The sequence below is a fragment of the Kitasatospora sp. NPDC023120 genome (genome assembly GCF_055560835.1).
This window is the reverse complement of the sequence record NZ_JBVHHY010000042.1, coordinates 40,212-51,091: the sequence shown is the minus strand read 5'-3', so window position 1 is coordinate 51,091 and position 10,880 is coordinate 40,212. Positions and strand designations below refer to the sequence as shown.

Annotated in this window: 9 protein-coding genes and 3 pseudogenes; 7 read left to right on the top strand and 5 right to left on the bottom strand. The window is 72.1% G+C overall.

Features of this window, described 5'->3' with window-relative positions:
* The first annotated feature begins 350 nt into the window (after nucleotides 1-350).
* Nucleotides 351-819: pseudogene (locus ACZ3TI_RS37505) on the top strand (GNAT family N-acetyltransferase).
* Here ACZ3TI_RS37505 and ACZ3TI_RS37500 read toward each other — a convergent pair.
* The 3 genes and pseudogenes from ACZ3TI_RS37500 to ACZ3TI_RS37490 form a co-directional block, all read right to left on the bottom strand.
* Nucleotides 780-989, bottom strand: a pseudogene (locus ACZ3TI_RS37500) (transcriptional regulator); the annotation flags it as partial. The pseudogenes ACZ3TI_RS37505 and ACZ3TI_RS37500 overlap by 40 nt on opposite strands.
* Before the next feature lie 14 nt (nucleotides 990-1,003).
* Nucleotides 1,004-1,264, bottom strand: a complete 261-nt coding sequence (locus tag ACZ3TI_RS37495; RefSeq protein ID WP_465734464.1) for a hypothetical protein — start codon at nucleotides 1,262-1,264, stop codon at nucleotides 1,004-1,006.
* The gene (locus ACZ3TI_RS37490) at nucleotides 1,239-1,925 is read right to left on the bottom strand and encodes a type III effector protein (RefSeq protein WP_465734462.1); all 687 of its coding nucleotides are present in this window, start codon (nucleotides 1,923-1,925) and stop codon (nucleotides 1,239-1,241) included. Before ACZ3TI_RS37490 ends, ACZ3TI_RS37495 begins: the two co-directional genes overlap by 26 nt.
* Before the next feature lie 109 nt (nucleotides 1,926-2,034).
* Between ACZ3TI_RS37490 and ACZ3TI_RS37485 the strand changes: the two genes are divergently transcribed.
* The 5 genes and pseudogenes from ACZ3TI_RS37485 to ACZ3TI_RS37465 all read left to right on the top strand — a co-directional run bounded on the left by ACZ3TI_RS37485 (nucleotide 2,035) and on the right by ACZ3TI_RS37465 (nucleotide 7,523).
* Entirely contained in the window at nucleotides 2,035-2,469 is a 435-nt protein-coding gene (locus ACZ3TI_RS37485) for an Hsp20/alpha crystallin family protein (protein ID WP_465734460.1), read from the top strand.
* A gap of 128 nt (nucleotides 2,470-2,597) precedes the next feature.
* Nucleotides 2,598-2,693, top strand: a pseudogene (locus ACZ3TI_RS37480) (DUF2267 domain-containing protein); the annotation flags it as partial.
* Nucleotides 2,694-2,748: 55 nt separating this feature from the next.
* Complete coding sequence (locus tag ACZ3TI_RS37475) at nucleotides 2,749-3,147, top strand: DUF2267 domain-containing protein (protein ID WP_465734458.1); 399 nt, start codon at nucleotides 2,749-2,751, stop codon at nucleotides 3,145-3,147.
* A 404-nt stretch (nucleotides 3,148-3,551) separates the two neighbouring features.
* A complete protein-coding gene (locus tag ACZ3TI_RS37470; protein WP_465734456.1) occupies nucleotides 3,552-5,201 on the top strand; it encodes an eCIS core domain-containing protein in 1,650 nt (549 codons plus the stop codon).
* Between the two features lie 465 nt (nucleotides 5,202-5,666).
* On the top strand, nucleotides 5,667-7,523 hold the full coding sequence (locus ACZ3TI_RS37465) for a hypothetical protein (RefSeq protein ID WP_465734454.1): 1,857 nt from the start codon (nucleotides 5,667-5,669) through the stop codon (nucleotides 7,521-7,523).
* Between the two features lie 249 nt (nucleotides 7,524-7,772).
* Here the strand turns inward: ACZ3TI_RS37465 and ACZ3TI_RS37460 are convergent, their stop codons facing one another.
* Nucleotides 7,773-8,159 (bottom strand): hypothetical protein, encoded by a 387-nt coding sequence (locus ACZ3TI_RS37460; RefSeq protein ID WP_465734452.1) that lies wholly within the window; start codon nucleotides 8,157-8,159, stop codon nucleotides 7,773-7,775.
* Nucleotides 8,160-8,621: 462 nt separating this feature from the next.
* Complete coding sequence (locus ACZ3TI_RS37455; RefSeq protein ID WP_465734450.1) at nucleotides 8,622-9,410, bottom strand: creatininase family protein; 789 nt, start codon at nucleotides 9,408-9,410, stop codon at nucleotides 8,622-8,624.
* A 624-nt stretch (nucleotides 9,411-10,034) separates the two neighbouring features.
* Here ACZ3TI_RS37455 and ACZ3TI_RS37450 point away from each other — a divergent pair.
* Complete coding sequence (locus ACZ3TI_RS37450; RefSeq protein WP_465734448.1) at nucleotides 10,035-10,634, top strand: hypothetical protein; 600 nt, start codon at nucleotides 10,035-10,037, stop codon at nucleotides 10,632-10,634.
* Nucleotides 10,635-10,880 lie beyond the last annotated feature (246 nt).

The following is a 10,880-nucleotide window of genomic DNA, read 5'->3' as shown; positions in this document are numbered from 1 at the left end:
GTCACCGACCAGGCGGCGCTTTCCCCCCTCTCGACTCACAAGAGCACTCGCCCGAGCCCTGAGTGAGATCCACCAACGGCTGCTGCCCCCAAGGCAGTTGCGCTCCAACCCCCGCGTCATCAAACGCAAGATGTCCAACTGGGCACTCAAACGCACCGAGCACCTCAACCCACCCCGACCCGATGTCCCCACCGTCTCTCTGGTCGGGCCAACCAAGACCAGCCCGACCCGGCGAAAAACCACCTAAATCACCGGTATTGGCATTAGATGAGTGATGCCGGGGGATCTGCGGCGGGCGTGACCGGGCTATCCGGTTGACGGCTCGCGGGGTGAGCGGTTCTCCTGCTGCGATGCCCAAGCTCAGCTTCGCAGAACCGGTCGGCGACGCCGTGCTCGCCGACTGGCGACACGTCCACAACGTGATCATCCCGACCGGGCCCCTCTCCCTCGACGAGGTCCGGGAGAGGGCCGGGTGCAATCCTTCGCAATCACTTGGAGGTTGCGTACCTCGACGGCGAGCCGGTGGGCTGCACGACCGTACGCCCACCCGGCCGTGACAGCCCGTCCGTCGCCACCGTGATCGCCCGGGTCCTGCCCCGCTACCGCCGCCGGGGCTTCGGCGAGCAGCTCTACCAGCGCGCACTGGAGCATGCCCGCGCGCTGGGCGCCACCACCATCGAGACCGTCGTCCTGGCCTCCAACGAGGACGGCCTGCGGTTCGCCGAATCCCATGGCTTCGTCGAGATCGACCGCTACGTCCTCCCGGGCGACACCATCGCCTACATCGACCTGCGCCTCGGCGGTTCGGCGATCTCCTGAGTGCCGACGACCGCGAGGAGGTCGAGCAGGCCGGAACCGTCCGTCCCGGCTACGGGGGTGAACCACAGCAGGCGCTGCCGGCCGTCCTCGCTGAACAGGTTGAGGCAGTTGACCTCGATCAGGCCGAGCGTGGGGTGGTCGAGGCGCTTGCGGTCGTCCCGCCGGAACGCGGCTCCCGGCCCCGTCAGGCCGGCCGGTCAGTCGGCCGGTTGTTCGGCGGTGCGGCCTGGGCACTTCCCGGATCGGGGGCGGACAGCGGCCAGGTGGACCGGGCGAGCTGGTGGCGCAGGGCGTCGAGCCGGGCGAGGTGGGTGTCGAGGGCGCTGGTGACACCGCTCGTGGTGGCGGCCACCCGGGCCTCGAGGTCGTGGAACCGGTCCAGGAGGTCCTGCCAGCGCCTTTCGGCGGCGGCGACGGGGTCAGGCGCGGCGTCGGTCGCTGTCATCGCGGAGCTGGGTGGTGTGGTGGGTGAGGGCGTCGAGGCGGGTGGCGAGGTCGTCCTGGCCGGTGCCGAGGTGGGGGCGGACGGCGGCGAGGGGCGCTATGAGGTCGGCGGGGTCGGTGGCGCCGAGGGCGGCGGTCAGGGCGGCCTGGGCGGGGCGGGCGCCGGGGGCGAGCGCGGTCGTGGTGATCTGGGCGGCGAGGACCCGTAGCTCGGCGGCGTTGTCACGGGCCCAGGCGGTGACCGTCCGGTCGGCGGCCCGCCGGTCGCGGACTGCCTTGACGCGTTCCGCGCCGGTACCGGCCCGCGTCGCGCCGCCGGCGGGCTTGAGGCGCAGGTAGCGGTTCTCGGCGGCCTGGCGGCTGGCCACGCCCATCGGGCGGGCGAGGTCGGCCCAGGTGGCGCCGGCCTCCCGGGCGTTCTCCACCAGCCCGGCTTCCCAGCCGGAGAGCTCGGCGCGCAGCTCGCGCAGCAGCACCAGAGCGGCCAGGGCCTGCCCGGGGCCTTCCTGCGCCTCCGAGGCGGCGGGGGGCTGGGACGCGGGGTTACGGGCGGTGCGGACCGCGTCGTCGATGGCGGCCAGCGCCGCCACGGCCGCCAGGAACGAGGCGGGCTCGACCGGCCGGGGAGCGTCGGGGGCGGCTCCGCGGGACTTCTCACTCATGTAGTCACTCTATAGGCGACACCGCGACTTGTCATCGGATGGATGACGCGCTAGAAAGGTGGCAGGTGAAGCGCACTGGCACCCGTTCGATCAGTGGAGGTGTTTCGCGATGCTGCTGCGCACTGACCCGTTCCGCGAGCTGGACCGTCTGACCCAGCAGTTCCTGGGCAACACGGGGACCTGGTCGCGTCCGGCACCGATGCCGCTGGACGCCTACCGGGCCGGCGACGAGTACGTGATCTGCTTCGACCTGCCGGGGGTGGACCCGGAGGCGATCGACATCGACGTCGAGCGGAACACGGTGACCGTCAAGGCCGAGCGCCGACCGCACCGGCAGGGCGAGGACGTGAAGTGGGAGCTGTCCGAACGCCCGCTCGGCGTGTTCTCCCGCCAGGTCATGCTCTCCGACACCCTCGACCCCGCCGGGATCACCGCCGACTACGACGCCGGCGTGCTGACCCTGAAGATCCCGGTCGCCGAGAAGGCCAAGCCCCGCAAGATCGCGATCAGCCACAACGGCGACCGCAAGCAGATCCAGGCCTGACCGGCCCCGACGCCGTTCCGCGCCGCCCCTGATCTCTCTCCCTCGGTCGAAGGGGCGGCCGGAACACCCCCGACCGCCGGCCGGCCCCGCCCGCGCCGACGCCCGCCTGGCCCTGCGCGGAGCCGGGCGCCGCCGGCGACGACCTCACCGGGCGCGTTCTGCTCCAACTGCCGCCCGGCTACGACCTGTTGTTCGGCCGACCGAGCGCAGGGACACGACCCTGACCACCCCTCACGCCGCCGCCGGGCTGCCGGCGAGCCCCCTGGAAGGCCGCCCGCCATGACCCGCTACCGCCACCTCCTCCAGCAGGTCCGCACCAGCGGCCGCTACACCACCGACGAGGAAGCCGAACGCGTCCTCACCGCCGTCCTGGCACTCCTCGGCTCCCAGCTCACCGGCGACGAACGCTGCGACCTCGCCGCCGCGCTGCCCGAACGGGCCCGCACCGTCTTCGCCGCCCAGATCCCCCTGCCCCACCCCGTCACCGCCCCCGCCTTCGTCGAAACCCTCGCCCACACCCTGGGCACCAGCCTCACCGCCGCCCGCTGGGACGCCTCCTCCGTCCTGACCGCCCTCACCACCCTCACCGACGACAACCTCACCGACCGCCTCCTCGCCCACCTGCCCCGCGGCTACGCCCTGCTGTTCGGCCGCGCGGATCTTGCCGCCGCCGCCTGAAGCGGCGGGCCGGGCCCTTCCGCCGTCCGCGACCAGGCCGCCGGACGAGGCCACCGGCCCGGGACAGGCTCGAGTACGGGCAGCTCTCCCCGGCCGGAACGGAGCCCTCATGTCCTCCCGGAACGGCACACGCTCCGAAAACGCGGGTGCCTCCGCGCCGCTGCTGCAGATCACCAGCACGACGATCCCCGGCACCGCCCAGGGACGCCGCGTCCGATAGGGCCGGCCACGGCGGTTCGGCCATCGGGGGTGAGGACGCGGCGCCGTACGCGTGCAGCCTGTACGGAAGTGCTGGGGGAGGCCCCTCAGCGGGCGCCCGAGAGCTGCCCCGGAGTACCTTCCGCCGCGCGGTGGCGGTCGGGTTCAGTGGGAGGTCGTCGACGGTCCAGGAGAGGCGGAACTCGATGCGCGAGCGGGAGAACGAGGAAGCGACCAGGGCCAAGGCCGGCCGGGTGGCGAGGCGCGCGCCCGTCGACGCCGGGAGCCCGCAGTCCGAACTGCTCGTCCTCCAGGGCTCCGTGGGCAACGCGGCGGTCGTCCAGATGCTCCGCCGGGCGGGTCGCCGCCCGGGCGGGGAGGCGCACCGGCACGGGGGCGGCTGCGGACACGAGGGCTTCGAGGGCCCCGCCGTCCGGCGTGCCGTGGCCCCCGCCGTCCAGCGTTCCTCCGTCCACGACGTCCTGCGCGGCCCCGGCCGGCCCCTGGACCGGGCCACCCGTACGGACATGGAGTCCCGCCTCGGCGCCGACTTCTCCGACGTGCGCATCCACACCGGCGGCGCCGCCAGGGCCTCCGCCGCCGAGGTCGGCGCGCGTGCCTACACCTCCGGCAACCACGTCGTCATCGGCGAGGGAGGGGGCGGCGCGCACACCCTCGCCCACGAGCTCACCCATGTCATCCAGCAGCGCCGGGGGGCGGTCAGCGGTACCGACAACGGCAACGGGCTGTCGGTCTCGGACCCCTCCGACCGCTTCGAGCGCGAGGCCGAGGCCAACGCCCGCGCGGTGATGAGCCGTCCGGCCCCGCAGGCCTCCTCCGACGTGCAGCGTGCGGCCGGCCCCGGGACCGGGACGGCCGGTGCGGCGCAGGCGCCCGTACAGCGCACCCTCGCGGCAGGCCTCGCGAACGGGACCCCGGTCGTCAAGCACACGGACGAGGGGGACGTCGAGGGGCAGACGATCATCCGTTTCAGCTTCGGGTCCTACCTGATCTCCGAGGGCACGGACGGCAAGAAGCCCCGGGCGTCCCTCAAGGACAAGTCGTGGGGGACGGTCGAGGACCGGGTGGCGTCCCGCGCGGAGTACGAGGCGGCTCGCGCCCTGGAGTTGGACCCGGCGGTCCTCGCGGCCAAGCAGAAGCAGAAGGACCTCGACCTCGGCGAGAACTACCTCAGCGCCGACTACCGCCGGATCAACCCGCTCCTCGCGGCCCTCGGGCAGGTCGGCTTCACCCCCGGCGAGATCGCCGCCCCCGGCTTCTCCTACAAGTCGAGGGAGAGCGAGGTGCTCGACACGTGGCGCAGTGTCGCCATGGCGCGCGGTTACGCGGACGAGCAGACCACGGCGGCGTGGGACGAGAAGCACCTCGCGGACACCTTCGACATCTTCGCCCGGATCAACGGCGTGTGGGACGACTTCACGACGCCCCCCGCGAACGCGGACGGCAACGTGGTGCGCGGCGACAGCAAGCACATGTACGAGTCGTTCGGCGGCATCCTCAAGCAGCAGGAGAGCCACCCCGACGGCGGCTACGTCTCGGTGGGCCAGACGATCGAGTGGCCGGCGATCCTGTCGACCACGTACGGCGATCCGTTGACCCACACGTACGTGGCCGGCAAGGAGATCGTCTGGGAGTTCGGCCTCCCGGAGGGCCACCGGGGGAGGGCGCTCGGCAGGAACAACCAGTCCGAGGAGGAGATGACCTTCCCCATCGGCACCAAGATCCACATCAGCCGGATCCTCGTGCGGAGCGGCGACTTCCGGCAGGAGAAGTCGACGAAGTACGGCGAGAGCGCGGCCGTGATCGTCTTCGCCGACATCCTGGCGGGAGAGTGAGCGACGCGACGGGCCTGACCCCCCTTCCGGATCTTGCCGCCCGGACCCCGCCGCTCGCTTGCGGTTTCCTCCGCGCCGGAACCGAGGACCGAAGCTGCAGTCGTCCTCGCCCGCCTGGAGCGCCCCGGCGGCCCCTCGCCGCCATCAAAGTCGCAGATGCACTACGAACCGGTCGCACCCGGCCCGAGCTACTACCTGCTTTGGCCGCCGGAGTCGGCGCGGCGCTCGCCATCATCGGCTCCACCCTGCCACTGCTGCGCCGGATCACCGGGCCCGAGGCCGCCCGCAACGGCTGAGCAGCGCAGGTCGGGAGCCGGACGCGCGGCGGCCCGGGTCACGGCCCCGGGCCGCACGTCCGGCTTCTGCAACCGCCGTGCGCGGACCCTGTGCCCGTCGTCGCCCCGGCGCTACAGTTCCCACACCGCAGGGGGCCTTGCGGACGGACGCGGGTGGGAGGCGGCGGGGATGGGCTCGGCGGTCCTGGCGAAGCTCGGCGGAGGGATCGGCGGGCGGACGGCCGCACTGATCGTCACCGGAGGACTGACGGCGGTCGGCGCCGGCGTCTGGTGGGCCGTCCACGGCCCCGCGCTCCAAGTGGTGCAGCGCAGTGCGCAGGTCGTGGTGGCGGGCGGCGGCGAACAGGCCGCGGTGGCCGGCTGCGCCAAGCACGAGACCGCGCTCAGCGGCGGGTACGCCGTCGACGGCGACGGGTTCGCCACCACCAGCGAGTTCGTCGGCGGCTCCGGCTGGCTGGTGTCCGCGTACAACCCCGGAGGCACCTCCGTCACCCTCACCGCCTACGTGCTGTGCGTCAACGCATCGGTGGAGTTCGCTCCGCGCGGCGAGTACACCATGCAGGCGCACGCCTTCCAGGACCGCATCAGCGACAAGATCGGGGGCGGCGACCGCGACCTGACCGAGCAGGGCCCGTTCGCCGGGCTGACTGCGAAGTCGATGGCACAGCCCTACTGCGACGGCGGCGGACTCATTCAGCTCGGCGTGGAGTTCCGGGCCACCCGCCTGGTCACCGGACGGGCGGTGGCACCCGTACCACTGGCCGAACTGAACTCGGCCTCCGCCGACACCGGCTCCAGTGACCCCAGTTACTGGGCCGCCAAGACCAACCCCGGGACCGCGCTCAGCACCCGCCCGTTCCCGCTGAGCGACAGTGACGGCGCGGAGCGCATGACCCGGATCGTCGATCCGCAGCCGCCCGAGGCCAACTACGCGGTCGGTGTCCGGCCGATCTGCGCCAAACTGCCCACCGCCACCATCGTGACCAGCGCGGTGGACGTTCCCGCCGGCGGAACCGCCGCGGCCGCCGTCGCCTGCCCCAAGGGCCGCTTCGTCGTGGGCGGCGGGTACAGCTTCCGCGAGAAGGCAGTCGGTGGCGCCCAGCGCTTCCACAGCGACGGCTGGCTGTACGCCCCGGCCTCCGGGCCCACCCCCGGCGCCAGCGGGCACGCCGTCAAGGACTGGCAGATCACCGGCCGCAACCGGCAGCAGGCCGGCGCCCAGTACGAGGACTCGGTGTGGATCGAGCACAGCGACCGCGAAACCTCCACCGGCAACGTCTACTTCGACAGCCACCCGCACGGCCCCGACGACCAGCTCCTGCGCGGCACCACCGCACCGGACAGCCAGCACATGGTCGCCGCCGCCGTCTGCGCCACCATCGACGCCGAACCCACCGAGCCGGGCGCGGTCCACGTCGCCACCGGGCTGCCGCAACCGCCGCCCGCCGTGGACGTCCCGGAGGGGATCGCCTCACCCACCGTCGTACCGACGCTCCCGCCCTCCGCCTTCCCGTCGACCTCGCCCTCGCAGTCCGGGTCGCCGCAGTCGCCCTCGCCCAGCCCCTCCGCCGCGCCGAGCACCCCGTCCGGTCGGCCCAGCAGCCAAAGCCCGACCGGAGCCCCGTCGACCACCCCGTCCGGTCGGCCCAGCAGCCAAAGCCCGACCGGAGCCCCGCCGACCACTCCGAGCAGCTCGCCCACCGCGAACCCCGAACCGCAGCCACCGGCCGTCACCATCGAGCAGCCCGCCTCCGGCGGCACCCTGCGGCGTGGCTGCGAGGAGCACTTCAGCGGCACCGCCCGCACCCGGCTTGGCAACCAGCCGATCACCGACCCGCAGGCCACCACCTGGCAGCTGATCGGGCCCAACGGACCGCTCACCGTCGGCCACGGCACCACCGCCACCTTCACCGTCCCGCTGCTCGCCGACGGCACCTATCCGCTCGTCCTCACCGCCCGCGACCCCGCCAACGGCCTCACCGGCCGGACGCAGATCAACGTCCGCATCACCGGCTGCCTGCGCTGAGCTGCCCGCACTGGGCTGCACCGCTGCCGTCGTGGCGGGATCTCCGATGATCTGGTCCGAAGCCGCGAAGGCGCTGCGTGCGCTCCGCAGCTGACCGGAGCGTCTCAACTGGTCTGGTCCGGTGGGACCAGGTCACCTGAGACCGGGACCACGTCAAGCGAGCCGGGACAGTAGGGGTTGTATCGCAGTCGGCCGGGCGATTGTCCTCTGGTAAGTGATCTTGACCGATTGAAAGGCGACTTCGACCGGTCAGAGTAGGTAGGGGTACAGCTCCACCTTGTCCGCTTCGACGCCGATCTCCACCCAGGCGCTGTCGGGCGGCGGCGAGCCGACATCGAACAGCACCTGTGAGTCACCCAACTCAAGGACAGCAGCGCCATCTTGGGTGAGCTGGAGCCGTCCTCGCAGGACGACCTGGCCAGCCTCCTCGCGCACCCCCGGTTCGACGAGCGCGGCCGGCCGCGTGTTGCAGCCCCAGAGAAGGTCCGCGTTGACGGTCCATTCGATGTGGTGCCGGCCAACCGCGTTGTCCCGCCCGCCGCGCCACACCGCCACGGCGCTGCCGACAGGCGTGTGAACCCGGACCCTCGGCAACCCCGACGGACTCAGCGGCAGTAACTCGGCACGCACCAGCACACCCCGATCATCCACCACCGGGCCGACGTCGCCGGGAGCAGCCCAGGCAGGACGGTCAAGATCTCTTGGCAACCGATCAAGAGCACCTGCCAGAGGACAGCGGTCCGTCGGGCTGAGACGGGGCTGACCCAGCCCTGTCCAACCCGTGTCTCGGGGTCTCTGTTTCGGGCGTTTGCTGGGACGGATCTGGGACAGTCCTAATCCTGCGTGAAGGCGGTTCCGGATCGTCCCCGGTTTGGTGAGACCGGGGCTGTCTTTGGGTGGCAGACACCTCGGAACGGTCCTGGCCCAGGAGGCCTAGTCCTAGTACGTACTAGTTCCTCGGACTTCGCCGAGGCCACAGTCCGCACCAGCCGCTCGCGCACGTCCGCCTCCAGCACCACCGCAATCGCCGCCCCCGCCCGCTGCCCATCCCTCACGGCCAACGATCCTGGGTGGGCCGGTGCTGCACCCGGCCCATGCCTACGCGCACACCACGTCCGCCATCGCGCGGGCCATCCGCTCGTGGAACCTGAACAGGAACGGGTCCTTAGGGAAGGGCGCGCCGAAGTAGCCCTGCGGGGTCACCCGGCGGGCGTGCTCGCCGCCCTTCCTCCACTCCGCGAGATCGTCCATCCCCAGGTCGGTCGGCTTGAGCCCGGCCATCGCCTCGTAGTCGACGGTCTCGGGGAACCAGCGAATCATCAGTGCCGCCTCGATCTCCTCCGCGTGCACGCCCAACTCGCCGCTCAGCTCCAGGCCTTCGAACAGCGGCCGCATGGCGAACACGCCCAGGGCCGCAGGAGTCTTCGCGGCGGCATCGCCGAGCCGGTCGGCTACGAAGTCCGGCTCGACCAGCACCACCCCCGTACGGCCCTTTTCGTGCTGCTCGCGAACGACGTGCAGCAGCATCAGGTTGTGGGCGAGGTCGCCCTGGTGGTTGATCAGATGGATGCGCTCGAAGCCGTCCGTGGCAAGGGAGTCCAGGATGTCGGTGTGCAGCGCCGCCGCCGTCTCCGGGCGGGTGCGGAAGGTTCCGGCGAAGCCAGCGGAGACCTGGTTGATTCCCCAATACACCGGCGGGGCGATCAGCGTTTCCTCCCCGCGCCGCTCCAGCTCCGCCTTCACCAACCGGCACAGCTGGTAGGCGCCGTAGGCGTCGGTGCCAAGCGGCAGGTGGGGGCCGTGCTGTTCAATGACGCCGGTCGGCAACAGCACGCGCGCGCCCCTGGCGGCCGCCACCTCCACCTGCGGCCAGGTGAGGTCGGCCATCGTGTCCGCGAATACCGAGTACCCGCTGGTCATGTGGGTTCTCCTTCCCTCGACTGTGTGCCGGCCCGCTTCCCGGGCCGCTGCGAAGTGATCTTCACGCCCGGGCGGCCGGTCGCGTGATCGCCGACGCCGACCGGCGCGCCGCCCGGATCTTGGAGGAAACCCACAACCGCGCGGGCAGGCCAGGTACTCCACAGAGAGCGTGGCTCCCGTACGGGCGCGCTGGTGCGCCGCCGGCTCTCCAGAGGAAGCCCGCGACTGCGCGGGCGACCTCTACCTCACCGCACTGATCAACACCGCTCAACGACCTTCTGCGGAGCAGCACTACCCCACCCCGCGACGACGAGCACGTGATCTGCGACGACTGCTTGTCCGAACTCATCGCCAGAGACTGAATCTCGCATCCGAAGTGCATCCGCCGCCGACGTCTGCAGTCACACAGCGCTAGTTTTCCGTTCGCCGTAGCTATAGAGGACCGAGCCGGCCGCGCCGTCTGGCCGGGGGCCGTGGCGGGCCACCTAGGACGGCGGACCTAAACCGTCGGGCCCCGGACTCCCCCGCGCGGGGGAGCGGTTCCTGCCCGCGCATGATCCAGACCGGCGGACGGGCGCAGAGGCTGGGTCCATGAAGATCACCACGACAAGCCCTGTGCCGGCGTTGACGACGGAGCGGCCGGTGCCGCGCTGGGCCGAGAAGGTCGCCCGTGCCATCCCACTGCTCGGCCTGCCGGTCTGCCTTTGGCGGCTGCCCTTCGGCTTCGGCTTCCAGATGGGGATGATCTTGCCCCGGTCGTCCGCGCCGCTCTGGATGACGGTGCCCTACGTCGTGACCCTCAGCCTGCTGTCCGAGGCCTTCGCCCTGCTCTGCTTCGGCCTGGTCCGGTGGTGGGGCGAGGTCGTGCCCGGCTGGGTCCCGGCGATCGGCGGCCGACGCATCAGGCCGAGCGTGGTGCTCGTGCCGGCAGCGCTGGCCGGGGTCGGCCTCGTGCTGCTCCTCGCCGACTGGGTGCTCAGCGCCTTCGGTATCGCGGGGTTCCACGACGTCGACTACACCAACGGCTGGTGGCGGGCGCTCGCGATGCTGGTCAGCGGACTCTTCGTGCTGTGGGCGCCGATGGTGGTGGCCCTGACGTACGCGTACTACCGGCGCCGTTGCCGCGCGGGCGCGGGCGAAGCCGCGGCTGCCGAGGCGAAGCGCACCCGTTCCTGGCAGCGCCGCTCCTGATCCGGCCTCACCCCCGGTGCGGGCCGCTGACCTGCACCGGTGGGATGGGTGGCGGCCGGTGAGTTGGGGATCAGGGCAGGGCAAAGGCCGGTTGGAACGGGCCCGGGCCCGTTCCAACCAACCCGTGACGACTGCACGCGTGCATGCGTGCACGCGAGAGGGCGGGGCACCGCCGACCCCGGGACGGCCACGGCCGGGCTGCTCCCCGTGGGTCCTGATGTAGGTCCTGATGGGGCTCCTGCTGTC

Bases quoted from the DNA above. Each gene is read 5' to 3' on its own strand.
- ACZ3TI_RS37495 (WP_465734464.1), bottom strand. From the start codon at position 1,264: ATGACAGCGACCGACGCCGCGCCTGACCCCGTCGCCGCCGCCGAAAGG.
- ACZ3TI_RS37490 (WP_465734462.1), bottom strand. From the start codon at position 1,925: ATGAGTGAGAAGTCCCGCGGAGCCGCCCCCGACGCTCCCCGGCCGGTC.
- ACZ3TI_RS37485 (WP_465734460.1), top strand. From the start codon at position 2,035: ATGCTGCTGCGCACTGACCCGTTCCGCGAGCTGGACCGTCTGACCCAG.
- ACZ3TI_RS37475 (WP_465734458.1), top strand. From the start codon at position 2,749: ATGACCCGCTACCGCCACCTCCTCCAGCAGGTCCGCACCAGCGGCCGC.
- ACZ3TI_RS37470 (WP_465734456.1), top strand. From the start codon at position 3,552: ATGCGCGAGCGGGAGAACGAGGAAGCGACCAGGGCCAAGGCCGGCCGG.
- ACZ3TI_RS37465 (WP_465734454.1), top strand. From the start codon at position 5,667: ATGGGCTCGGCGGTCCTGGCGAAGCTCGGCGGAGGGATCGGCGGGCGG.
- ACZ3TI_RS37455 (WP_465734450.1), bottom strand. From the start codon at position 9,410: ATGGCCGACCTCACCTGGCCGCAGGTGGAGGTGGCGGCCGCCAGGGGC.
- ACZ3TI_RS37450 (WP_465734448.1), top strand. From the start codon at position 10,035: ATGAAGATCACCACGACAAGCCCTGTGCCGGCGTTGACGACGGAGCGG.